This is a genomic window from Cohnella suwonensis (assembly GCF_042655365.1).
Lineage (GTDB): Bacteria > Bacillota > Bacilli > Paenibacillales > Paenibacillaceae > Cohnella > Cohnella suwonensis.
Genome location: NZ_JBHSMH010000005.1, coordinates 516442 through 541324 on the forward strand (window position 1 = coordinate 516442; position 24883 = coordinate 541324).

Sequence of the window (24883 nt, forward strand, 5' to 3'; positions counted from 1 at the left end):
AGAAGCTAGGGAATGAGGATCGGAGCGTAGGCAAACCTACGCGAGAACCGGAAGTCCCGGCTGAATTCAAGATTCGAAGTCGAATAAGCTTCTTGATTCACTTCGTGATCAAAATCGGACTTTTTGAACTTCCTCTCAGATCGTCATGGCGCCGAAGCCTCCGTCCACTCTCAGCAACGATCCCGTCACGAAGCCGGACGCCTTGTCCGAAGCCAAGTACACGGTCGCTCCCTGCAACTCGGCCGGATCTCCGAAGCGTCCCATCGGGGTATGCCCCATGATGGAAGCGACCCGTTCCGGAGAAAGAATCGACCGATTCTGCTCCGCGGGGAAAAATCCGGGAATGATCGCGTTCACCCGAACGCGCGCCGGCGCGAATTCCGTCGCGAGAAATTGCGTCATGCTGTTCACGGCCGCCTTCGAAGCCGAATACGTGAACACGCGCGAGAGCGGCGGTCCCGACGATACCGAGGACAGATTGATGATGCTGCCCCCTTCCCCGCGGGACACCATATACTCCCCGAACGTCTGGCATGCGAGCATGACGCTCTTCGCGTTCACGTTCATGATCCGGTCCCACTCATCTTCCGCGATCTCGAAGAACGGCGTCGCGCTATTGACGCCCGGGCAGTTCAATAGAATATCGACGCCGCCCGTCCATTCGATCACGTCGCCCAGCAGCCTCTTCAAATCTTCCGCCGATGTCGCTTCGGCCGCGAAGCAGCGCGCCTCGCCGCCCGCTTCCTCGATCCTCTTCCTTACGGGCTCGGCGTTGTCCGCCAGCCGCCCCGTCAGCGCGACCTTCGCCCCGTACGCCGCGAGCGCTTCCGCCAAAGAGCCCCCCAGCGTGGACGATCCGCCGATGACGACCGCCGTCTTACCCGTCAAATCGAATAAATTCACGATCGTTCCGCCTTTCCGTCCGATGACCGCCCGACTCCGAGCCGTCTCTTGTATTTTTCCGGCGTCTCGCCGACCTGCTGCTTGAATAACCGGCTGAAATGCGCCAAATGCTTGAACCCGAGACGGAACGACACCTCCGTTACCGCCATGCCCGGATGCAGCAGGAACAGCACCTTCGCCTCGTTCACCCGTTTCCGGTACACGTAGTCGAAGATCGTGACGCCGGTCACTTCCTTGAATATTTTCGCCAAGTACGACTTGCTCAGATGCAGCTCCTTCTGCAGTCGCTCCATGTTCAATTCCTCGTCCGTATAACGATGCTCCAGCAGGGCGATGACGTCCTGTACCGTCCGTTCCTTGTCCGAAGAAAACTCCCTTTTCTCGTTCAGAGGCTCCAAGCACTTCTCGTAGACGAAGTGGAGGATATCGACGAAAGCGAGCATCATGCGGCCTTCTCCGACCTTGGTTCCCCGCTCCTGATGCTTGCGCATCGTCCGCAGCAGCCTTTCGATCTCTTCCTTGTCCTCTCCGCGCAAGCAAAGTCGGTAATTCCGGAACCGTTCGTACGGCTGCAGGATCGGAACCGCGTTCGGAGCGTCCAAGTAAGGCCGAAGCAACGCCGGATCGAAATGGACGATCGTTCGGATGTACGGCACGGACGGATCGACTTTCGGGCAGTGAAGAGTCATGCCGTACATGAGAATCAAGTCTCCTGGGCCCAGATTGTAGATCTGGTCCCCGATCAAGTAATTGCACTTGCCCTCGTGAAAATAGTACAGCTCGTAGAACGTATGCGAATGGAATTCCGCCTCGTAATGCCCTTCCGTCCGGTGCGTAAACTCAAACATCGGCGGCGGATACGGACAATTCGGCGATTAGCCCGCCGATATAGTCCGCGAAGTACTGTAGCATGTCCGCCGAATCCGCGAACTGCTTGCTGAAATCCTCGATGCCGACATACCCGTCGTAACCAACCGCCGCGAGATCGCCGATCACTTGTCGCCACGGAACGACCCCATCTTTCATCGGCGCCCAGTCGCTACTCCAGCCGAGACTGCCGTCTTCCGCTCGTTCCGCGGGCTTCCACGCCGCGTTCTTCACGTGAACGTGCGCCAAATACGGACCGAGAATCTCGAGCCCCATCCTGTAGTTCTCGTAGCCTTCGTGCGCGAGGTTGCCCGGATCGTACAACACGCCGATATGGTTCGGGTCGAAGCCTTCCACGAGTCTGCGAGCCCCCGACGCGGAAGCGGCGATCGTGACGTGGTGCGTTTCGACGAGACCTTTCACCCCATACTTCCTGCAAAGCTTCTCCGCCTCGGCCAAATACTCCCTGCCGAGCTTGAACAGTTCTTCGAACGGCTTCGTCCGGTCGTAACCCGGCACGCCGACCCGGATGTACGAGGCGCCGATATGCTTCGCCGCTTGGAGAACCTTCTCCGTCGCTTCGAGATCGCCCGCGCGCAAATACGGCGTCACGCTCAGCGAGACGAGCCCCGCTTCCTCGGCGGCCCGCTTAAACCGGTCAAGCTCCGCCGTACCGCCGGACGGCGATATCGTACACAAGTTGTTGCCCCAGAAAGACGGCTCCGAGCCGCGTACGTCGGCGGGTACTTCCGTATACCGCCATTCGATTCCGCTCAAGCCGGCTTTTTTCGCCGCCGCGGCTAATTTTTCCGGCGTCATATCCGGCGTCGCCACCGTGAATACCGATAATTTCATTGGCGATGCCCCCTTGTTATGTGATCGATCATCCGCTTACTCGAACCGCTTTCGCCTGCGCCTGCAGGCAAAGCTCGGCCGCCTTGAACGTATGGGCTTGCGTCATCGCTTTCTCGGTGCCGTTCAAGCAATCGAGAATGAACTCCCCGAAGAACGGATAACCGACTTTCCCGCCGAGCTCGAGCCTGAATTCCCCTTCGCCGTTGACCAAGTACAGTTGGTCCCCGTTCGATTCCCTCGCGATGTCGACGTACTTGCGCAGCTCGATATAACCGTTCGTGCCCAAGATGACCATCCTGCCGTCGCCCCAAGTGGATAAGCCGTCCGGCGTCAGCCAGTCGACCCGGAAATAGTTCGTCGCACCGTTGTCGCCGACGAGCGTGGCGTCCCCGTAATCTTCGAGCTCCGGGTAGTTCGGATTGTTGTAATTCGCGACCTTGCTATGAAGAACCTCGGCGTCCTTGCAACCGGCGTAGTACAGGAACTGCTCGATCTGATGGCTGCCGATGTCGCACAGGATTCCGCCGTAACGTTCTTTGCTGAAAAACCAATCCGGTCGCGAAGGCGCGTTCAGCCGGTGCGGTCCGAGCCCGAGCACCTGAACGACGCGTCCGATGGCGCCATCCTTCACGAGCTGTCCCGCGTATACCGCGCTTTCCACGTGTAGCCGTTCGCTGTAATAGACCGAGTATTTGCGCCCCGTTTCCTTGGCGGCGATCTTCGCCCGTTCCAGCTGCCCGAGATCGGTGAAAGGCGTTTTGTCCGTAAAATAATGCTTGCCGTGCTCCATCGCTTTCACGCCGAGCGGGCCGCGCAAATTCGGAATCGCTGCCGCCGCGACGAGAGACACTTCTTTGTCTTGAAGGATCTCGTCTTCGGACGCCGCGGCTTTCACGCGAGGATACGTCTCGATGAATCGCGCGAGCCTGGACGGATCGGGATCGTAAGCCCACTTCAGCGTCGCCCCCGCTTCCTGTAAGCCGTTGCACATGCCATAGATATGCCCATGGTCGAGAGCCGTCGCCGCGAAGACGAATTCGCCGCGGCCGACGACGGGGCTCGGCTTGCCTTGAGGCGCGTAGTTCATTCCGTTCGAACGGGACATCGTCATTCTCCTTTGCGCTTGGATTGCGCGATCTTTTCCTGCAACTTCGCGTAGAACAACTCTTCGTCGATCGGTAGGTCGACCCAGTCGTCCGTCCACGTCGAGAGCAGCATGCCGTTGGAAATCGTCAGTCCTTTAATACCCTCTTCTCCCGGCGCGATCAGCGGCGTCCCTTTCAAGATCGCGTTCGTCCAGTCCCTCGTGATCTCGAGGTGCTGGGCTCCGCCCGCTTGAACGGGGACGTCGAATTTCCATACTTCCGGTTGGTCGAACGGTGTCTCGTTGACGGCGTTGAATTCGGATTCGAGCTGGCGAAGGCGCCAGAACGTCATCTTGTCGTCTTCGATGACGATTTTGCCGCGGTCGCCGCTGATCTCGAACCGGTTCGTTCCCGGACATTCGTGCGTAGAGGTCACGAACACGCCCGTCGCGCCGTTCTCGTATTCCACGTACGCGGTCACGTCGTTCTCGACTTCGATGTCTCGGTGCTTCCCGAATTGGCAGAACGCCCGAATGCGCTTCGGCATGAGACCCGTCGTCCACTGCCACAGGTCGAGCTGGTGCGGATCTTGGTTAATGAGCACGCCGCCGCCTTCCCCCGCCCATGTCGCGCGCCAGCCGCCGGAGTTATAGTAAGCTTGCGAACGATACCAATTCGTGATAATCCAGTTCGTCCGGCGGATTTCGCCAAGCTCGCCGGAAGCGATCAACTCCCGTAGCTTGCCGTAAAGCGGGTTCGTCCGTTGGTTGTACATGATGCCGTATACTTTACCGCCGGCCGCCGCCGCTTCGTTCATCTCGCGAACTTGTTTCGTATAGACGCCCGCCGGTTTCTCGACGAGCACGTGAAGCCCCGCCGCGAATGCCGCGATTGCTTGTTGCGGATGGTCGTAGTGCGGCGTGCATAATAGGACGCCGTCCACGGCACCCGACCGGAACATCTCCTCCGGGTCGAGGAACGTGCGGATGCGATCGCCCCACTCCTTCGTCGCCAACGTCAACCGCTCCGGACGCATGTCGCTCACGGCCGCCAATACCGCGCCTTCCACTTGACCTTCGATCAAATATTGCGCATGGCCCGTGCCCATGTTGCCCAGCCCGACGATGCCGATTCTTACTTGATCCATCACGTGTTCGCCTGCTTTCATTGGTCATTTATTCACTAAACCCATTGTATCATCTTTAACCGTGGATGAACTTGATCACGGGAACGGGAAATCGGGCCTCATTTAACTGTGAGTCTACTATCTATTCCGGCCGAGGGCAAAAAAAGAGCGCCGGAAGCGCTGAAGCGCTCAACCGACGCGAAGCAAATAGATGGTTGCCGTAACGGTCACGATACTTAGGATCGTCGAGACGAGCACCGTCTGCGACGAGAACTGTTGCTCGTTATCGAATTCGACGGCGAGCAGAACGCTCGATAATGAAGTCGGCACCGCGGATGACACGATCAGCGCCGAAGCGAGCATGCCGTCCAGACCGAGCACCAGCACGACGCCCCAGGCGAGAAGCGGCCCGCCGACGAGACGCAATAATACGGACAGACCGACGTCGAGCGCGAGCCCCCGGTCGATGCCGCCTTTCATGCTGCCGAGCTGAACGCCTAACGTGAACAACGCCGTTCCGATGAACGCATTCGCCAAATATCCGATCGAGATGTCGAGGAAACCCGGGAGCGGCACGTGGAATCCCCTCATCGCGAACGCGACCGGAATGACGTAGATGACGGGCATCGACAGGATGACGTTGCGAATGCGGCGCCAATCGGCTTTGTGCGCGTTCACGCTATAGATGCCGTAAGTGTTCGGGACGAGCGATTGCATCATCATGATGATGATTTGCACGGAAAGCGTGTAAGGATTGCCCGAGAACGCGAGCTGGTTGATCGGGATGCCGTAATTGGCGCTGTTGTAGAACAGCACGCTGTTTCTCATCGCCGCTCTTTTGCCGCCGTCGTATCCCCTTAGCCTGACGACCGCTTCCGTCACCGCGTACTGCGCGAGCATGAACGCCGTGAAGAACAGCAGAACGTTGCCGAGCAGCCCGAGCGAGATCGCCGTCCCGTACAGCAATTGAAACATGATCGCGGGAGAAAACAAGTAGAAGTTCAGCTTCGACAGCGTCTTGATATCGAGCGTAAACATGCGGTGCAGAAACGCGCCGAGCCCGATGATGACCGACAATGGAAGCACGTTGTTCCATAAAATATGCAGAAAAATGTCCATGCCGTCCATTATGCCCCCCATGCCTTCATCCGTCAATGCCGTTCGGCGTTACGCGAGCGACCATCTCGTTTGCGTGATATAATACGGAAAAAGCACTGTGCCGGCACGGCGCAAACTTTGCGGGAAGGACGTGATCGCTTGGCGTTCGGCGTCAAAAGAGAGGAATTGAACGCTTGGAAAGCTGCCGTCAGCCGCGGAGAAACCGCGTTCCTCACCCATTATTGGTATGATCCGAGGTTTCCCCGATTCCGTACCGTCACGAAAGTCGGCAATGCCGATCTGAAGCGGCTCGAAGCCTGGTGCGCCGCGAACGGTCTGAATCCCCGCTATATTCATAACCGGCCCCCTTTCCCCCATTTCGACCTGATAGGAGATCGGCAACTTGCCGTCCTGCGGCGGGAGCGGTTGTACGACCATATCGACCGTTTCCGGCTGCGGCCGGAATCCGACGATAACGAATAGCGGCGGATGCAAAACAAACAAACGCACCCGCGGCGCCATTCCCGCGCCGAAGGTGCGTTTTGTTTGTTGTTTTCTTTACGCTTTGTTCCAATCGAACACGACGGCGTTCAGGAAAGCCCTTGCGAGCACGACGTGGCCGGCTTGCGTCGGATGGACGCGATCCCAAGCGAGCGTCGCGGCGTACAACTCCTTCAGCACCCGGTCGAACGCGGCTTGCGTATCGACGAACAGCGTGCCCTCTTCCTCCGCGACCTTCTTCACAATGGCGCCGTATTCGTCCATCGTCCGTCTCATCGCGTCGTCCTTGTTGCTTTCCAAATAAAAAGGAGTCATCAGCACGATGCGGCCGACTTGCGCTTTCGTCCTGCCTACGAGTTCGCGAAGCGTCGCCTCGTAACGATCGGCGTATACGTGCCATTCCTTGATGAAAGGCGTGTCGTATTGCCGCCATACGTCGTTCGTGCCGATCATGATCGATAGCCAGTCCGGTTTGCGCGCGGAGACGTCCTGCTCCCACCTCTCTTGGAGGTTCACGACCGTATTCCCGCTGACGCCCATGTTCACGACCCGAATGCCGAGCTCCGGATACACGGCTTGCAGGAATGCGTCGACGATCGACACGTAACCTTTGCCCAATGCGCCGAATAACCCTTCTCCGTCCGGTCTTTGCCGGTCGCAATCCGTAATCGAATCCCCAATGAAAAGCAGCTTTTCCCCTTGTTGCAACAACATGTCCGCGTCCTCCTATCGATAGCCTATCGTTATGCCGATGTCCAAACAATCTCATTTTACACGGCGGAACGGTAATCGGATAGTCCGAAATTGCGTCTTCGGATCAAGAGGCTACTATTCTCCTTTTAGCGGGGGCGCCTGGCGCGAGCGACCGGCGCGATACGCGTAATCGACGAGTCTGATGACGCCGAGCATCGCGATGCACAGAACAAGGGCGACGATCTCGAGCTCGAGCAAGTACCAGGGCCAAGGCGCGAGCAAATCCAAGAGCGAAGGCGTATCCGGCTTGCGGGCGAGAAACATGAAGTTGTAACCCGTCAGCGCATTCGTGATCGCCGCCGGTACTGCGAGCACATGCAGCCAACCGAGCGCTCGGAATACGGATACGATAGTCGGCCGGTAACCTTCCGTCGCCGCAAGGAATACGCTCGCTCCGATGATGGCCCCGTGGGCGATGAAAAAGTGGAAGAAACGGAACTGCGGATACGAGACGTCGAGGTTCGGCGTCGCGAGCGCTTGCAACGCGCCCATAATACCGAGAAAGAAATTTACCTCGAACAGCTTACGATTGCGCGTCAGCAGCACGGCCGCCGACAGCCAAATCATGATGCTACATAGCTGGAACGGCAGCGAATTGACGCCCCAATTGCGCGTGATGCCGTACCACGCTTGCAGCGACAATTCGCTGCCGATGAGAATCGCCGCAAGGGCGTACCTCGCATAACGGTTCGTCTTCGCGCCGCTGCGCAGCCGGCCGCGAAAACCGACGATGCCGGCGACGATCGCGGCCGCCATCGCGACTCCCAATCCATGCGCCCACGAGTATGCTTCGAACGCCATGTCCAGCCCCTCTTTTCCGATGCTCCGTATCGCCTTACACCTTACATTCTAGACCGTTCGCTTGCGAAAAATAGTTCCAACTTTTCATGGTACCCCTCTGCCCGGCGAACGACGAAAAGGCCCTCCTGGCAAGGGCGCCGTAAACCCGTATGGGATCGTCCGCTTACGTGAGGGGAGAAGTTCGAAACGCTTTTCGATGATCTTTTTGTTCCCCTTACGAAGTTATCCCGTTCGTTCAGAAGCGGCAACATTCCCGTTATTCTCGCCGCTCAGAACAACCCTTTGTCCTTCGCTTCCCTCGCCGCTTCCTTGGAGCCTTGGACGCCGAGCTTCTTCAGCACGTGGTTGACGTGGTTTTTGACCGTGCGGATCGAGACGACGAGCCTGCTCGCGATCTCGGACTGGGTGTAGCCTTGATCGACGAGCTTAAGCAGTTCCAGCTCCGACGGGGTGATCAGGTCCCGCAGCTTCCGCGTCTCGAACTCCTTCTCGAGCCGCTTCAGCCGGCGGAATTCCTCCCTCATCCGCTCCGCCGCCGCTGGGCTGATCGGGGATTCGCGGCGCGCCGCCGCCCGGATCGCTTCAGGAAGCGATTCGTAATCGGACTTCACCTGGTAATCGATCGCCCCGGCTTGGAACGAGCGGAAAATAAACTCTTTCTCCTCCATCGAGGTAAGCATGATGACCCTCGCGCCCGTCCGCGAAGAGACTTCTTCCGCCAGCGTAATGCCAGCCGGCAAGCCGTCCAGCATAATATCCATCAAGACGACGTCGGCGTTCAGTCGACCGTCCTCCAGCGCTTGCTGGACTTCGTCCGGATTAACTGACGTTCCCGCGACCGCGATGCCTGGCTGCTCGTCCAAGTACGCGCGCAGCCCTCGAAGCCAGTCCCGGTCGTCTTCGACGATCCATACGTTTCTGATATCCGTTCCGTTATCCATGCGCTCCGACTCCCCCTTCCGCATACCGATTCTCGCCGAGCCGCACGGCTTTCACGCTCCGCTTCGGGAACGTCAAGTAAACGCGAGTCCCTACGCCGACTTTGCCGCGAATGCGAAGCGATCCTCCATGCTTGCGCATGACGTAATAGGCGTAGGGCAAGCCAAGCCCGAAGCTCGTTTCCTTGCCGCCCTTCGTCGTATAGAACGGCTCGAGCGCTTTCGCCGTTTGAGTCCGGTCCATGCCCGGCCCGGTGTCGCGCACTTCTACCGTCAGCTCCCGCTTGCTTTCGCGCACCGTCACGAACAGGCGACCTTCTCCGTTCATCGCCTCCAGCGCGTTCCCGATCAAGTTGCCGAGCGCCTCTCCGACCTGCGCCGGATCGAGCCGGCATACCCATCCCTCGGCAACGGTCGTTTGCAGACGGATGTTGCCAAGCCGCGGCTCGAACGGCTTCAGCGTCGCGCGGACGAGCGCGCCGAGCTCGATCTCCTCCGGACGCACGATCAAATCCTCCGTCCGGCGATGCACTCTCGCGATCATCTCCTGAATGTGGCGGGAGGCGTTCTGAACGACGCGAATATCCTCGAGCAGCTCGTCTTGCCCCGACTTTACGGCGTACGCGGCCATTTTGTCGGTGAACAGCCGCATTTTCCCGATGTCGTTCTTGATCGCGTGATGAAGAATCGACGTGCCGGACGTGACCGCCCGGAGCGTCGAATCGAGTCTGCGGCGGTCGATGAGCACGCGGATTCCGAGAAAACCGTACGTAAACAGCCCAATCAGGAATACCCCGACGCCGATGCCGACGAACCAGACGTTGTACCGCCACATGCCTAGCCATCCCATCGCCTGGAGAACGTAGCTCATCGCCATCGTGAACAAGACGGGCGGCAGCACCGCGAATACGATCAGCCAATGCGCGCGGGATAAGTCGCCCCCACTGCTCCGGCCGAGTAGAATAATCGCCGTCCCCGCGAGAATGCAGGGCACCGCCCACCAGACGACGGCCGTGAACGTAATCGGCGAGTTTTCGTTATATGATGGCGTGAAGATCAGAAAACCGGCGACGGGCAGCAGCAACGTAAGGGACGCGAAACGGCGAACGCGCGAAGAAGCGATGATCGGCCGGTAAGCCATCGCGAACATCATAAACGCATAGGGCAGCCCGTAATACGACGACAAAGATGCGATTCCCTGCGCGCGAAACAGGATCTGCTCCATTTCCCGGCTCTGCCGGTGCTCGTGAATGTACGGAACAATGACGTTGTCCAGTGTCGCGGCCAGCGCCCCTGCTCCGCCGAACAAAGCGACCGCGCTCAGCCATCTGTTCACGGAAGAACGAGGGTCGGCCAGCAGCAGGATTAGCCCGACCGACCATAAAGCAATCCAGACGAATAGCATCGTTCAGCTCCTAGATCGTTCTATTGGCGAACCGTTCCTTTTCCAAAGCTATTAACGTCCATTGTAAACCCAACTATCGGAACCGACAATAACTCATCTTACCTGCCGCTTAACCGACTGATATAATGTAAAGAAATGCTAGCGACTTCGGACGAGGAGGACTTATGGCACAGAAATCTACGGAAGCAAGCCCCCTTAACGAAGCTTTATTGTCTATCGTATTGACCAAAATAAGCATTCCCGTGCAGAGCGGCGAATCACAGGGTAGACGGCGATTAGAAGATCAATTGGATCGTTATGCGTCGCATAGGCTAACGACCGTAACGGCACCGTCCGGTTATGGCAAGACGACACTAGTCGCGAATTGGGCTCGCCGAGGAAACCGATCCGTCTCTTGGTTGTCGCTTGATGCGGACGATAACGATATGATGCGGTTTTGGCATGGCATCATTGCTTCCATTCAGGCTGTCAGATCATCATTCGGCGAATCTATCCTGCAAGCTATGACTTCCTTGCCTCAATATCCAATCGAGGCATGCATTGCCCAGATAACGGAACAATTATATAAGCTCGATGTCGATTTCGCGATCGTTCTTGACGATTATCATCTGATCGACAACCCTGCTATCCACAATAAGATTGCAGCTTGGATCGACTTTTTGCCCCCGCGTATACATCTTATTCTAATCAGCCGTAGCGAACCCGACTTCCCTGTCGCTAGACTGCGAGCCAGAGATCAGCTATTAGAGCTGAACATGAACGATTTGCGATTTCAGCATGAGGAAACGGCACTGTATTTTAAACGTCAGATGCATTCCAGTCTTTCGCTTTCCGATATAGCACTGCTTATGCAGAAGACGGAAGGCTGGATCGCGGGGATGAAGCTGATGGCTTTATCGTTGAATAGTCATAGCGATCCATCCTCATTCATCGACTCCATAAATGGAAGTCAGCGCTATATTATGGATTTCTTGGCCGAGGAAGTGCTGCTTCGCCAGCCGGAGCATGTACAGTCGTTTCTGCTGCAAACCTCTATTCTGGACAGGATGACCGGAGCATTATGCGATCGATTAACCGGACAAGTAGATGGCAATGAAGTTCTGCTATACCTGGAGAAAACGAACTTATTTATCGTCTCTTTGGACCAAGAGAGAAGGTGGTATCGTTATCATCACTTGTTCGCCGAATTTCTACGGGATAGGTTGCTGAGAAAAGACGGCGAGCGCACGCGCGCTTTATACCGGCAAGCCGCCGACTGGCAAATAGAGAACGGATACCCTACGGAAGCGATCGCGAGCTTGCTTAAAGCGCAAAGCTACGCCGAAGCGGCCGAGCTTATTGGGGAAGCAGCTCCCTTCTTACTGAAGGAAGGCTCATGGGGCTTATTGAACGGTTGGTTGTCCAGCTTCCCGCAATTACGGATTTACGAGTCAGAACGACTGTCCATCGCCTATGCCTGGTCTGCTCTGCTATCCGGTCAAAGCAGCGAAGCGGAGGCTTCTCTTCGGAAGGCCGGCCGAACGCTGACCAAGACCGAGCTTTGGAAACAAATTCCCGAGCTGCAGAATGATTGGCTTGGCGAAGCCTCGATCGTAAGGATGATGGCCGCGTTTTTCCGTAAAGATATACGAGGAGCGCTGACCTATGCCAAAGAATCGATTCAGCGCAAGACTACGATTAGCGATTTTATCCGGATCGGGATAGACTTTAACGTTCATGAAGCCTTTTTGACAAGAGGAATGCTCGGTATGAACGGTCATCTGCGTAAAGCGGCTTCCTATATTAAGCAAATGGAACCGGACGTCGAGAAGGACCCCGAGAACACGCAGGCTACCGGTTACAGTCATGTGGTTTTCGGCGAGATCATGTACGAGTGGGACAAGCTGCCGCAAGCCGAGAAATATTTGCTAACGGGCATTAAAATCGGCGAGCTCTCCCGGAATTGGGGTCTATTGGTTCCCGCGTATTTGACTCTTGTCAAAGTCAAAATCGCGCAGGGCAAACCCAATCAGGCAGCCGATCTGTTGCAAGAACTTATTCGGCCCTTGTCCGAAGCCTCGAACGACAGATGGCGTTCCATCGCGGATGCATATGCGATCACCCTGCAAATTCAAGAAGGCAATCTTCAAGCCGTGTCCGATTGGCTGGAGAATAAAGGCATGACACTGCAAGAAGGCACTTTCGTTGTCCACGAGTTCGAGCATACGACGAAGATTCGCGCCCTGCGAATGATCGGAAGAACGGCAGAAGCCTTAGAGCATATCGAACGGCTGCTCTATTCATCCGAGAAAGAAGGACGTACGCTCAGTCAAATTGAACTTCTAAACATACAAGCCATGATTCTTTACGAGCAAGGCCAACTCGGACAAGCTACGGTGACCTTGCATGAAGGGCTCCTACTTGCCGAGCGTGACGGATACGTTCGCCTCTATATCGATGAAGGGAAACCCATGAAGGAATTGCTGCTGTTAACGCTCGATCGAATCGTCGCGGGCGAGCTTCGCCACGCCTCTGCTCGGTACGTTCGCATGCTGCTTGAAGGCTTTACTGAACGCAAGGGAGACCGCGACGGGGATCAAGAAACTTATCCAAACGAGGATAAGGAAACTTCCTATGATTTATCCCCAAGGCAATGGGAAATCTTGAAGCTAGTCGCAGCCGGGGAAACGAATCAATCGATCGCCGATCAACTGTTCATCAGTATCGGCACGCTAAAAATCCATTTAAACCGAATATACAAGAAACTGAGAGTAGACAACCGCGAGCAAGCCGTACAATGGGCACGACGGGAAGAGCCTTTACGTTAATATAACCCCTAATATAACTCTAACAATTACACCCCGCCCTTTATACTATCTTTATTCGAAATATTGGGATGGGATGTGCAGAAATGGTAGCTAAACGAACATATAAGAAATCTTATGGATCTTATGGGTTGAAAATAGGGCTTGCGCTCGGAATTACGCTTTCAACATTAGGATTGCCAACGAGCGTATTCGCTGCGGGGTTATTCCAACCTCCCATCGATTACTCTATGCCAAGTCAAGTTACGAATGTTGTAACCGGAGACTTTAACGAAGATGGCAAACCGGACATGGCTGTCAGCGTATATGGCTTAAATAGGGTACAGATCATGCTAGGAATAGGAGATGGCACTTTCTCTGTCGGGAACAGCTATGTAATTAGTAGTCCCTATCATCTGGTTACCGGTGATTTCAACGGCGATGGGAAGCTTGACCTCGCGACGTTCTACAGCAGCGGCAACTATTATTTATCCTGGTTGGCGCTTGGAAACGGGGACGGCACCTTTAAGGACGAAACCGCTCTTAACGTAAACTCTATTAGCGCGTCGACCATCTATGATGGATTCATGACCGGTGATTTCAACGGGGACAACAAAGTTGACTTGGTCATGCGAGGAGACTATAACGTATATGTGTCGCTTGGGAACGGCGATATTAATGGTACTTTCCAGAGTTTGGTCCAAACGAATATCGGGGCATTCATGATGGATTTCAAGGCGGCAGACTTCACGGGTGACGGTAACACGGATTTGGCTTACGTGGACAACAGTTCGAACACCGTCTCAGTCATGATCAGCAACGGCGACGGTACTTTTGCGGCCAGCACAAGCTTTGCGGTTGGCAGTGGTCCAGCGGCCATTGACGCATTTGACGGAAACGCAGATGGCATATTAGACATCATGGTCGCAAATTCCGGCTCGAATACGGTTTCTGTTTTACTAGGCAATGGTGATGGTAATGGCAACGGCGATGGCACTTTCGGGGCAGCTACCCCATACTCCGTCATCTCCAACCCGAAGAGTATCGGACACGGCGACTATAACGGAGACGGCACACTCGATTTGGCCGTTCGTTCGAATACGAACGACATCTCCATCCTGCTTGGCAACAAAGATGGCAACGGCAACAGTGACGGTACCTATCAAACGGCCGATAATTATGCTGCGGAATCGGGTACTAATTTCGTCTCTCGATTAGTTAGCGCCAAATTGAATGGCGACAATAATAGCGACCTTGTCGTTCTTACTATCTTAAATAACTCCACTTCCCACCTCAAAGTATTCAATTCCTCTTTCGGCGGGAGTTTCCGATTGTCCGCTTCAACCTTCTCTACGGCGGAAAACAGCACTTCCGCGACGATCGGAGTTTACCGCGACGGAAGCAGCTATGGGGCGGCCTCATTGGGCTATGCTATCGCTGACGGAACGGCTATGGCCGGGAGCGACTATACGGCAACCAGCGGAACCCTTAACTTCGCGGACGGAGAAACCTACAATTCCTTTGCGATTCCTATCCTTGGCGATTCCGCTTACGAGGGGAATGAAACCATAAACATCACGATCGGGAATGCCTCTTCAGGCGCCATCCTAGGCTCCCCATCGACAGCGGTACTTACCGTCACGGATGACGATGCTCCGACGGATACGGATTCGCCTGCGTGGACGACCGGCAGTCAGTTAAACCTATCGAACGTTTCGCAGACAGGACTTACGCTAACTTGGCCCGCCGCGACGGATAATGTGGGCGTAACGCAATATGAGGTGTACGAAACAAGCAGTATCCTTCCCCTTGCTACGGTAAGCGGCAGCGTATATTCGTACCCTGTGACCGGCCTAACCGCCAATACAGCCTATTCATTCGCCATTAAAGCTTCGGATGCTGCGAATAATACGAGCGCTGCGCTAAATCAATCGATTACGACGTTGGCTCAGATGCCTCCAAGCACGCCGAACCCGCTCCCCGGAAACGCGCAAATCAAGGAACTGGTCCTTCGCGCGAACGGACAAGACAAGTTAACGCTGATCCCCGAATTCGCAGTCGGGACAACGGAATATAGGGCAGTCACCGAAGCGGAACAAATTGAAATCGCGCTGACGGCCGACGATCCTCTTACCCTCGTTACGAGCGACAACGAAACGGTTAAAGGCGCTAAGACGATACGGCTTAATATCGGTAACAATGTCATCGTGTTTTCCTTACGGGCGCAAGATGGATCCGTCCAGAATTATACGATTACGATAGAACGGAAATCGGCATGTACGTTTACCGACCTGAGCGGTCACTGGGGACAAGCCGATGTTTGCGAAGTATTAGCGGCCGGCATCGTCCAAGGCGTTTCATCCAACGCTTTTCAAGCCGATGGTCCGGTAACGCGAGCAGAGTTTCTGGTCATGCTGCTAAGGGTTCTGGGCGTTCCTCTTCACTCGAAAACGGCCCCCGTCCCTTTTGACGATGCCGGAGATATTCCCGACTGGGCGGTAGACGCGGTCCGTTATGCGGTCGATAATGGGATAACGGCCGGATACCCCGACGAAACATTCAGACCCCAAGCGCCTATTAGTCGTACTGAAATGGCTGTAATGCTGGTGAAGGCGATGAAATGGAGCTCGGCCAGCACATCCCGGACAACATTCTCCGACGATAAAGACATTCCTTTATGGAGCAAGTCATTCGTACAAGAAGTTTACGCTCGAAAGATCATGCAAGGCTCCGGTAGTAACCGGTTTGCGCCGGATGCCATGACAACGCGGACAGAATCCGTAGTGGCGCTATTGCGCTTATGGAAAACTCTGCAACCCTAATACAAAGACTATTCTTTTTCCGCTTCCGCTCGCAAGCAAAGCAAAGGGAGACAACCGCTCTGGCGATTGTCTCCCTTTGCTTCAAAATTGATGCCTTTTCAGCCATTCTCCGCACAACTCCGCCCACGTCGCGACGTGCGGATCTTCTTCGGCCAAACCTAGGCCATGGCGTCCCGATTCGTATACGTGCAGCTCGAACGGTACTTTGTTCTTGCCGAGCGCGGCGGCGAACATAAGCGAATTCTCGACGGGCACGGCGCCGTCGTCCGCCGTATGCCAGAGGAACGTCGGCGGCGTATCGGACGTAACCCGGTTGTGGCAGGACAGGCTAGCCGCGAGCTCTTCGTCCGCTTCTGCCCCGAGCAGATTGATACGGGAGCCTTCGTGATAATAAGGAGACTGCAAGCTGATGACCGGATAACACGGCGCGATCGCATCCGGACGGCTCGAATGCCGATCGATCGGATCATCCGCTTCCGGGTTGCCCGAATCGTAATGCGTGCCCGCGGAAGCGGTCAAGTGTCCGCCGGCGGAGAAGCCGAGCACGCCGATTCGGTCGGCGCGAAAGCCCCACTCCCCCGCATGATGCCTCACATAGCGAACCGCTCTCTGCGCGTCGTTTAACGCGCAAGGGTAACGGTACGGGGCGACGCGGTATCGAAGCACGAACGCCGGGATACCGAATTCGTTCAGCTTCAAGGCGATCGGTTCGCCTTCATGGTCGGCGCGCATGCCGTAGCCGCCTCCGGGCACGACGATGACCGCGCCCCTGCCCGTTTCCTTCGCCGGGTAAAATTTGATCGCCGGAATATCTTCGTCGCCGCTTCCTTGCGCAAGCGGTGCCCCCTTAGGCCAAAGCTTGATCCACTCGTTATTCGATTCCATCATTTGTTTTCCCCCTAGGTCGAAACGTTTCTTCATGGCTATTAACGTTTATTGTAAAGCCAACCATGGGAAACGACAATACGACAAAGAGTTCCGTTTCAGATCTTTCCGGGGTTCAGCAGGCCGAGAGGATCGTTCGCTTTCTTGCGGGTCAGCATGCGGTTTCCCCCGCTCCGCCCGCCGTCCGCGAGCACCCACGTATGCGGGTCGAAGATTTGCACGCCGATCGACTCGAAATAACCGATGATCTCGTACAGTCGTTCCTCCGTGCCGAAACGCACGATCGGCAGCGCGGCGGGTACCAGAACGCCGCCGCTGCGCATCCATTCGAAATGCATCAGAACCTCGTCGCCGTACTTGGATTTAATGTCGCCAAGCTGCTCCAAGTAGGTGTCGCATGAAAATTGGGCCTGCAGATAGGTGTAAGCGGGGTCGGACTTCATGGCCCAGAGCGTCGTATGGTTCCAAGTGAAATCGGACACCCCGATCGTTCTGCGGTACATGGACGCCTCGATTACGTGTCCCAATCGGCCTCCGAACCGTTCCGCGAGCTCGGCTGCCGCGGAGAGTGAGGATTCCGCGATTTCCGTCAACGCCGCAGCCTGGCCGGACGCCAAGAACTTCGCCAACGGCTTGAAGTAAGAGGGCAGCGGCCACTCCATCGGGCTTACCAGCCGCTTGGGGATGGAGGCCTCGTTCGCCAGCGCTTCGCCGAATTGCAGCGAGGCCGCGAAATCGTCGAATTGAAATACGGCTTGCGCCCATTCCGTTCGGGGAGCGAGCGGTACGGTCACTTCCGTCATAATCCCCGTCGTACCGTAATTATGGATATAATCGAACAACTCATCGCCTTTGACCGCCAGGCGGCGGGGCGTTTCTTCCAGCGTATAGACGACCGCTTCCAGCACGTTGCCGTCCCACAGGTTTCCCCACGTCACGGAGCCGATCCCGCCGGAGCCGCCGCTGACGAATCCTCCGACGGTCGCTTTGACATAGGTGCTCGGATAGATTCGCAGCTCTTGGCCGTTATCCCTGGCCGTCTTGTCCAGGACGGCCAACTTCACGCCGCACTGAACGCGCGCATAACCGTCGCCGATCTCCACGATGCGGTCGAGACCGCTCAGATCCAGAACGATTCCGCCTTCGAGCGGAACCGCCTGCCCGTAATTCCCGGTTCCCGCTCCCCGTGCGGTAACCGGGATGCGGAGACGGTAGGCGAGCGCCAACGCTTCGGCCACGTCCGCTTCCGTCTCGGGAACGATCACGGCGTCGGCTTTTTTCTCTTTCAATTGCCGATCCAGCACGGGAGAATACCAGAAATAATCTTTGGACAGCTTCTCCACGGAAGCTTCTTCCGTTACAAGCTTGGACTTGCCTATCGACCGCAGCATGTCGTCCATCCAAACGATGGCCATAACGCACCTGCCTTCTTTTTTTCATGTTCACGAAGATGTTACGCTAAGGCTACGGGATTGCGAAGCGGTTCAAAACCGCCGATTCGGCATTCTACGATATCATTCGGGCTCAAAGGGACGGACCCCGGCGTTCCGGTCATGATGACGTCTCCGGGCTGGAGCGTCATCATTCGGGAAAAGTACGATACGATAAACGGAATCGAATAAATCATGTTCGTCGAGTCGCTCTTATATGCCGATTTTCCGTTTAATACCGTCTCGACCGTCCATTGCTCCCCAACTGGACATTCGTCCGGCGTAACCAAATGAGGACCGAAGCTAAAGAAAGTATCGAAGCATTTCGCCCTGCCGAGAAAACGCGGATTCCGGGCATGGATATCCTGGGCCGTCATATCCAGCGTCGGCGCGAAGCCCGCGATGACGTTCATCGCATCCGCTTCGGAGACATGTTTGCACGTTGCGCCTATAACGATGCCGATCTCCGCCTCCGCGGTTACGCGATTCGATTGCTCGGGCAGGATAATGGCGTCGCCCGGCCCGATCAAACTCGTGGCCGGTTTCATAAAGCAGATCGGTTCCCCGTCCGGAGGCGTCACCGCCATTTGCTCGGCTTTGGCGATATAGTTCGCGCCGATCCCCCAGATTTTCGGAGGCTGCCGGAATAAAGGCGCATATCGTGCTGAACCGAACGGGATCGCTTCCAATTGATCGAGAATCGAACGTCCGGCGTTACGGTACCACGCGTTCAACTCCGTCAGTTCGCCGTTCGCGAGCAATCCCAGAAGATCTCCGCTCCAGATCTTGTTCTGCGCAGCGTTGACGGTTTCGATCAGAACAAGACCGTCTCCGGCAACGATCGCCGCTTTTTCCGCTCCGTCTATCTTTATGGAGGCTATTCTCATTCTTCCATCTTCCCATCGCGCGGTGATCGCCGTTATTTTCTGACATCCGACACTTGAAATTTGCATAATTCCTTCAGCGCTTGCGCCAATTTGTCGGATACCCGGTCCATGATGATCCGGCCCTTCTCGGGGGTAGCGAGCGTAGCGTCTCCCGCGATCCCGCTTGCGGAGATGTCCGCCATCCTCCATGCAAAACGGATTTTGCCCTCTAGCGTCAAGAACTCGTATCGGGACATGTCCGGTATTTCCTTCACGGCAAATTCATCCTGTACCCAGCCCGGTTTGATCGCCTTAACGACGGACGTCTCGTAATCTCCGCCGTGAATGCCGTATTCAAGCTCCTCCGGCGAGATCAGATCCTCCGCGCCGCCGAGGCTGCCCGGACTGAGGTAAAACACCGTCATCCCGTTCTTAATGCGAATGTCCCGGGAAAGTATATTCAACAAATCCGTATTGCCGCCGTGCGTGTTGAACAGCAGCATCTTGCCGAATCCGCTTAGATGAAGGCTGTCGGCAATGTCGGTGATGATCCCTTGCAGCGTGGCTGCGGATAACGAAATCGTACCCGGCAAACCCAGATGCTCGTTGCTCTTACCGTAGGAAACAGGCGGAAGCATCCACACCTGAGCGTTAGCGTCCAATTTCTCCAGCGTTAGGGTTAACGTCGCTTCGGCGATCAACGTATCCGTCATCACGGGCAGGTGCGGACCGTGCTGCTCCACCGCGCCGACAGGCAGAATGACCAATGCCTCTTCCTTGGGAAGCTCCTTCACCTGCTTGCTCGTAAGCCGGGGCAGAAATCGTTCCTCCCAAGCCGGCCCCTCGTATCTATGAAACATCGTCATCACCCTAATCTTAAAGTTGAGCAGCCGCTTTTTGCTTCGCCGACACGTTCGCCGTTTTCCGATAAACCCACTCCAGCAGCCGAATGTCTTGGCCGCTTCCCGCAATCAGCGACAAGCCGAAGGGGATCCCCTTCTCGCCCGCGACCGGTATCGTGACCTGAGGCAGGCCGGTTAGACCGGCAAGACAAGACAACTGCATCACTTTGGTCCGTATTCGGTCGCTTTCTTCTCCGGCCAGTCCAATCCGCGGCGCGCCGTAAGGAGCGGTAGGGATAACCAGAAGACCGCCGCTGCCGAGAAGCTCCTCGACTTTCGTTCGGATCTTCTGCCGAGCCGCGTTTTCTCGCTCGTAATCCTCCCGTTGCAAGGTGCGGGTCCAAGCGAACCTCTGGGCAATATCCGGACCGAAAACGGGATGTTCGCGCTCGATCCATTCGCCGTGCGTCTGCCATATTTCGTAGCCTTGGATCGTCCTGAAGGTACCGAACCATGCCGGAAGCCCCTCGGGCGAGAGGGAGATCCATTCGCTGTGCCCGCCTTCAACCGCAATTCCGGAAACCGCCTTGGATAAAGCCTCCCTGCACGCTTCGTCAATCAATTCCCACGCCTCGCGGGCGAAAAAGAACCGGGTAAACGGCGCCGTCTGCCCTTCCCGGAATTCAGGCAGCAACGCTCTTCCGACATCCCGCATCACTTTGGCGTCCAGCGCCATCCATCCGACGGTATCGAAGCTTGGGGCCAGCGGAATAACGCCTTCTATCGGAACGATGCCATGAGTCGGCCGGAAGCCATATACACCGCAATAGGAGGAAGGAACGCGGACGGAGCCGCCCGTATCTGTGCCCAGCGCGAAATCGACAAGCCCGGCGGCGGCGGCAACGGCCGATCCGCTGGATGATCCTCCCGGAATTCGGCCCGGCGCTCTCGGATTAACCGGGGTGCCGTAATGCAGGTTCTCCCCATTCAGGCTGAACATCATTTCGTCGGTATGGGTCACCCCTTTCAGCCTGGCCCCCTTCTTAAGAACATTATCGACGGCAGGCGCATTGCGGATCGCGGCGCCATGCGTCCTAAACCAGTCCGGGTTGCCGGCCGCGTTCGCGTGTCCCCGGATTTCGAATACGTCCTTGACCGCAAACGTCAGTCCGTCGAGATCTCCTTCTCCCGAAGGATCGACCGAGACATCCTCCCTAATGAAAGCATTCCAATGTTCGGACATTGCCGCCCCTCCTTACCGAATGAATGATTATCGACGGTTATCCTAATCTTCGCACACCGTTCAAAACCGCCAAATCTTCTTCATCCAGGCTCGCAACCGGACCGGCTTTGATCAGATCGGAAAATTTCTCGTCGGGCACCATCGTCGTAAGCACGTAGAGCCGTCCTTTACCGGTATTGCGCACTTGATGGTTATTGCCCGGCGGCACAATGAAATAAGAGCCCGCTTGGATCGATGCTTCCTTGTCGCCGACTTTCGCCACGCCTTCCCCGGCGAGCACGTAGAAATACTCGAACGCTCCCGCGTGCTCGTTCGGCGGCGTCTGCCCGCCTTCGTCGAAGATCTCCACGACCGATACGAACGGAACCTGCGTTCCGTCGCACAGCAGCACGAATTTGTTCGAGTCGCCTTTCGAGATTTGATGAACCGGGCAGTCCCGATAATGGCTTAATACCAATCCTGGAATACTCATCTTTCCTCATCCTTTCCGTTTGCCAGCCTGATTTCGTTCAACAATGAAGATGACCGCGCGATAAATCCGTAACATTGCTTAACATTGTATAACGTCGCGTCCGTACAATATTGAGGCGAGCTCGTCGCGCAGCAATCCTCCAGCAAAATGGCGTCATAACCGAGGTTTACGGCATCCTGAAGGGTATGCATTACGCATTGGTCGGTATTGACTCCGGCAAACAATAGCGTGTGAATGTCCATATTTCTCAAAATGCTGTCGAGCGGCGTGTCGCAAAATCCGCTCATCCGGAATTTATCCACATGAATATCCGACGAATCCGGCCGCAAGCCGTCAACCACCGCCGCTCCCCAGCTGCCCTTTTCCAATATCCGGGACTCTTTCCCGGGGAGCGTATCCCCGATGCCCGGGCTTTGTCCATCCGGATTATACACGTGGAGCACCGATGGACTTAGATTGATCCTGTCCGGCCGATTGCCCCAATTAAGCCAAATGACCGGCACATCCAACCGGCGCAGCATCGGCAGCAGCAGATTCAGCGGTTCGACCGGCCCTTGCAGCGGAGTCGTGTCCGCGCCGACTGAATCCAGCCAGCCGCCGACGGTGCAGAAATCGTTCTGCATGTCGACGACGATGATCGCCGTACGTTCCAGATCGAGCGTTAGCCGCTGAGGCAGCGCCTCGATCGTGACCGGAATGGACGGATTCGCGACGCGCCGCAGATCGACTCTCTCGCGCGAAACTTTCCAGCCGCGTTTTCGGTTCCCTAGTTTTTGCATCCTATTCACCCGCTTGCCGCTTTCTCGCAGCGGCGTTAATTGTGCATTTCGGATTCGTGCCAAGATTTCAGAAGCCGGTTCGATAAAGCGTTGATGATCAAGTAGAAGCCGATGCCCAGAAACGAAGAGGACAGGCCGCACGCGAACAGGTAGGGCGTCTTTAATCGAGATGCGGCAACGGTGATGGCGTACCCCAGACCGCCGTCTCCGCCTCCGATCCCGGCGATGAATTCGCCTACGATCGCCCCGATAAACGAGAGCGAGCAGGAGATTTTCAGCCCTGCCATGATATAAGGCAGCGCAGCGGGAAAGCGCAACCGCCAAATCGTCTGCATCTTCGTCGCGTTATACAGGTAGAACAGGTTTTTCATATTTTGCTCCGTCGAGTTCAGACCGATCAGCGTGTTCGACAAGATCGGGAAGAAGGTCATCAAGAACGTAATGATGACGATCGCATTCATCCCGGCTCCGAACCAGATGACGATAATGGGAGCGATGGCGATGATCGGTATCGTCTGCAGAACGATGGCGTACGGATAGACGCTTCGCTCCACTACTTTCGACAAGGCCAGCAGGATGGCGATTCCGATTCCGAGTACGACGGCAAGCGCAAATCCGATAAGCGCCTCAAGTGTCGTCGTACGGACCGATACCATCAGATTGCTCCAATTGTCGCTCGCCGCCCGATAGATGTCGCTAGGCGTAGGCAGCAAGTAAGGAGGCATATCCGCCAGCTTCACGATCAGCTCCCAACCGCCAATAAATAAAATGAACACGAACAGAGGAGGGGCGATCCGTTTTGCTAAAATAGCCGTTTGTGACATCGGATCCGGTCTCCTTTCTTGAACCTGGTACTAGCCGATTAATGTTTGAGAGACGACGAGATTTGACGGACATACTCACCGAACTCGGGAAGAGTCCTGAAATCTTCGTTTCTCGGGAAGGGGAACGGGACGTCCACGATATCGGAAATTTTTCCCGGTCTCGGGGTCATAACGACGACGCGGGTCGACAGGAATGCCGCTTCAAATACGTTGTGCGTAATGAACAGGACCGTCATCTTCTTGTTCTGATGCCAGATATTCAGTAGCTCGTCCTGAAGCGTCTGCCGCGTAATCTCGTCGAGTGCGCCGAACGGCTCATCCATGAGCAGGAGCTTCGGATTAGAGATCAGCGCCCGGGCGATCGATACCCTCATCTTCATGCCGCCCGACAGCTGTCGGGGGAGCACCTTCGCGTAATCTTTCAACCCTACGAGCTCCAGCACCCGCTCGCCTTCCGCCTTCCTTTCCTTCTTCGGGACTCCCGCCAGAGTCAGGGGCATCGTCACGTTGTCGATCAAGCTCGCCCAAGGCAGTAGAGTGTGCTCCTGGAAAACAAAAGCCATTTCGCTGCGCTTGCGCGCCTCCTTCGGCGTCGTTCCCATCACGCTTAAGCTGCCGGAGGTGTGGCCGGTCAGGCCGGCAATCATGTTAAAGATCGTCGACTTCCCGCACCCGGACGGTCCGACAAAACAAAGAAACTCTCCTTCTCCGGCAAGCAGATTGGCATTCTGGACGGCTACCGTTCCGTTGGGATAGATTTTGCCGACATCCTGCAGGCAGACCAGAGCTTCGGCTGCTTCAGGTCGAGCTTGCGCCGGCGATTGCTCATACACATTCCTAAGCGGAATACCCATACCGGATTCTCCTTCCTATTGTTTCTTCCGTTAGGCGGAAGAGCCTTTCAGAAATCCATCCTTCTTCAGCGCCGCCGCTACCGCGGCGACCCGCTTGCCCAGCCTTCCCGCCATGATCAGCTCCCGCCCGTCGGGAGTCCTCGAGCTGTCCGGCCCCGCCACCGTGGAAGCGCCGTAAGGCGAGCAGCCGATGGCGTCCGCCGTTAAATATTCCGGATTCTCGGAATAAGGCAACCCGACGATGATCATTCCGAAATGAAACAGAGGCACCATGGAAGTCAGCAGCGTCGCCTCGTGACCGGCGTGAATGGAACCCGCGCTCGTCATCAGCCCCGCGGGTTTTCCTTCCAGATCGCCGCCCCCGCACAGCTCGCTGGCAAATTCGAGGAACAGCTTCACTTGCGACGGCATCGACCCGAAATAAGTGGGGAATCCCCAGACGATGCCGTCCGCCCACCGCAAATCGTCGATCGTCGCCACGGGTATATCCTTCTGCGCTTCAAGCGACGCTTCGTATTTCGCGAAGCGGCCGACCGTCTTGAATTTGACGGCAAGGGCATTGTCATCCTGCTTCTTTCGCTTATCCAGATACGGGGTCCGATTGTTCTCCGACTCCATCTCCGGAATGCGCGCGATTTTTACTTCGACGCCTTCCGCCGAAGCGGCGCCTCTGGCAGAAGCCTGCGCCATCTCGAACACATGGCCGTACGCGCTGTAATAAATGATCAGAATGTTCGTCATAAGGCTCTCT

At 56.2% G+C, this 24883-nt stretch carries 23 protein-coding genes; 3 read left to right on the forward strand and 20 right to left on the reverse strand.

Translation table 11 applies throughout. From position 1 onward, the window contains the following. Positions 1-135 precede the first annotated feature (135 nt). The 6 genes from ACFPPD_RS04585 to ACFPPD_RS04610 all read right to left on the reverse strand — a co-directional run bounded on the left by ACFPPD_RS04585 (position 136) and on the right by ACFPPD_RS04610 (position 5955). Entirely contained in the window at positions 136-903 is a 768-nt protein-coding gene (locus tag ACFPPD_RS04585) for an SDR family oxidoreductase (RefSeq protein ID WP_209743565.1), read from the reverse strand. Further along, positions 900-1751: an AraC family transcriptional regulator gene (locus ACFPPD_RS04590; protein ID WP_209743567.1), complete on the reverse strand. Its 852-nt coding sequence runs from the start codon at positions 1749-1751 to the stop codon at positions 900-902. Before ACFPPD_RS04590 ends, ACFPPD_RS04585 begins: the two co-directional genes overlap by 4 nt. Continuing rightward, the gene (locus ACFPPD_RS04595) at positions 1744-2625 is read right to left on the reverse strand and encodes a sugar phosphate isomerase/epimerase family protein (RefSeq protein ID WP_209743568.1); all 882 of its coding nucleotides are present in this window, start codon (positions 2623-2625) and stop codon (positions 1744-1746) included. Before ACFPPD_RS04595 ends, ACFPPD_RS04590 begins: the two co-directional genes overlap by 8 nt. A 28-nt stretch (positions 2626-2653) precedes the next feature. Further along, on the reverse strand, positions 2654-3730 hold the full coding sequence (locus ACFPPD_RS04600; RefSeq protein ID WP_209743570.1) for a Gfo/Idh/MocA family protein: 1077 nt from the start codon (positions 3728-3730) through the stop codon (positions 2654-2656). Between the two features lie 2 nt (positions 3731-3732). Beyond that, positions 3733-4857 (reverse strand): Gfo/Idh/MocA family protein, encoded by a 1125-nt coding sequence (locus ACFPPD_RS04605; RefSeq protein WP_209743572.1) that lies wholly within the window; start codon positions 4855-4857, stop codon positions 3733-3735. A gap of 168 nt (positions 4858-5025) precedes the next feature. After that, complete coding sequence (locus ACFPPD_RS04610) at positions 5026-5955, reverse strand: AEC family transporter (protein ID WP_209743574.1); 930 nt, start codon at positions 5953-5955, stop codon at positions 5026-5028. 138 nt (positions 5956-6093) lie between these two features. On the opposite strand from ACFPPD_RS04610, the gene ACFPPD_RS04615 reads away from it, so the two are divergent. Then, a complete protein-coding gene (locus ACFPPD_RS04615; RefSeq protein WP_209743576.1) occupies positions 6094-6417 on the forward strand; it encodes a hypothetical protein in 324 nt (107 codons plus the stop codon). Between the two features lie 75 nt (positions 6418-6492). On the opposite strand, the gene ACFPPD_RS04620 is transcribed toward ACFPPD_RS04615, so the two are convergent. From ACFPPD_RS04620 to ACFPPD_RS04635, 4 genes are all read right to left on the reverse strand, one after another. Further along, positions 6493-7149, reverse strand: a complete 657-nt coding sequence (locus ACFPPD_RS04620; RefSeq protein ID WP_209743578.1) for an SGNH/GDSL hydrolase family protein — start codon at positions 7147-7149, stop codon at positions 6493-6495. A 114-nt stretch (positions 7150-7263) separates the two neighbouring features. Continuing rightward, complete coding sequence (locus tag ACFPPD_RS04625) at positions 7264-7989, reverse strand: YwaF family protein (RefSeq protein WP_209743580.1); 726 nt, start codon at positions 7987-7989, stop codon at positions 7264-7266. Positions 7990-8258: 269 nt separating this feature from the next. Then, positions 8259-8930, reverse strand: coding sequence for a response regulator (locus tag ACFPPD_RS04630; protein WP_209743582.1), 672 nt, complete (start codon positions 8928-8930; stop codon positions 8259-8261). Then, the gene (locus ACFPPD_RS04635; RefSeq protein ID WP_209743584.1) at positions 8923-10332 is read right to left on the reverse strand and encodes a sensor histidine kinase; all 1410 of its coding nucleotides are present in this window, start codon (positions 10330-10332) and stop codon (positions 8923-8925) included. Before ACFPPD_RS04635 ends, ACFPPD_RS04630 begins: the two co-directional genes overlap by 8 nt. 164 nt (positions 10333-10496) lie before the next feature. Here ACFPPD_RS04635 and ACFPPD_RS04640 point away from each other — a divergent pair, with 164 nt between their 5' ends. Then, positions 10497-13139: a winged helix-turn-helix domain-containing protein gene (locus ACFPPD_RS04640; protein ID WP_209743586.1), complete on the forward strand. Its 2643-nt coding sequence runs from the start codon at positions 10497-10499 to the stop codon at positions 13137-13139. An 83-nt stretch (positions 13140-13222) separates the two neighbouring features. Then, positions 13223-15937 carry an FG-GAP-like repeat-containing protein gene (locus ACFPPD_RS04645; protein WP_209743588.1) on the forward strand — a complete coding sequence of 905 codons (2715 nt, stop codon included), beginning with the start codon at positions 13223-13225 and terminating at the stop codon, positions 15935-15937. A gap of 81 nt (positions 15938-16018) precedes the next feature. Here the strand turns inward: ACFPPD_RS04645 and ACFPPD_RS04650 are convergent, their stop codons facing one another. From ACFPPD_RS04650 to wrbA, 10 genes are all read right to left on the reverse strand, one after another. Further along, positions 16019-16825 carry an alpha/beta hydrolase gene (locus tag ACFPPD_RS04650; protein WP_378081337.1) on the reverse strand — a complete coding sequence of 269 codons (807 nt, stop codon included), beginning with the start codon at positions 16823-16825 and terminating at the stop codon, positions 16019-16021. 95 nt (positions 16826-16920) lie between these two features. Beyond that, a complete protein-coding gene (locus ACFPPD_RS04655) occupies positions 16921-18237 on the reverse strand; it encodes an FAD-binding oxidoreductase (protein WP_209743590.1) in 1317 nt (438 codons plus the stop codon). Positions 18238-18275: 38 nt separating this feature from the next. After that, positions 18276-19139: a fumarylacetoacetate hydrolase family protein gene (locus tag ACFPPD_RS04660; protein ID WP_209743592.1), complete on the reverse strand. Its 864-nt coding sequence runs from the start codon at positions 19137-19139 to the stop codon at positions 18276-18278. Between the two features lie 32 nt (positions 19140-19171). Continuing rightward, on the reverse strand, positions 19172-19978 hold the full coding sequence (locus tag ACFPPD_RS04665) for a creatininase family protein (protein ID WP_209743593.1): 807 nt from the start codon (positions 19976-19978) through the stop codon (positions 19172-19174). A 16-nt stretch (positions 19979-19994) separates the two neighbouring features. Beyond that, positions 19995-21203, reverse strand: coding sequence for an amidase (locus tag ACFPPD_RS04670; RefSeq protein ID WP_209743595.1), 1209 nt, complete (start codon positions 21201-21203; stop codon positions 19995-19997). 37 nt (positions 21204-21240) lie between these two features. After that, complete coding sequence (locus ACFPPD_RS04675; protein ID WP_209743597.1) at positions 21241-21675, reverse strand: cupin domain-containing protein; 435 nt, start codon at positions 21673-21675, stop codon at positions 21241-21243. After that, a complete protein-coding gene (locus ACFPPD_RS04680; protein ID WP_209743599.1) occupies positions 21672-22454 on the reverse strand; it encodes a cysteine hydrolase family protein in 783 nt (260 codons plus the stop codon). The genes ACFPPD_RS04675 and ACFPPD_RS04680 overlap by 4 nt, the downstream gene beginning before the upstream one ends. A 35-nt stretch (positions 22455-22489) precedes the next feature. After that, positions 22490-23278 carry an ABC transporter permease gene (locus tag ACFPPD_RS04685; RefSeq protein ID WP_209743601.1) on the reverse strand — a complete coding sequence of 263 codons (789 nt, stop codon included), beginning with the start codon at positions 23276-23278 and terminating at the stop codon, positions 22490-22492. Between the two features lie 38 nt (positions 23279-23316). Beyond that, positions 23317-24132, reverse strand: coding sequence for an ABC transporter ATP-binding protein (locus tag ACFPPD_RS04690; protein WP_209743603.1), 816 nt, complete (start codon positions 24130-24132; stop codon positions 23317-23319). A gap of 30 nt (positions 24133-24162) precedes the next feature. After that, a complete protein-coding gene (wrbA, locus tag ACFPPD_RS04695; protein WP_209743605.1) occupies positions 24163-24873 on the reverse strand; it encodes an NAD(P)H:quinone oxidoreductase in 711 nt (236 codons plus the stop codon). Positions 24874-24883 lie beyond the last annotated feature (10 nt).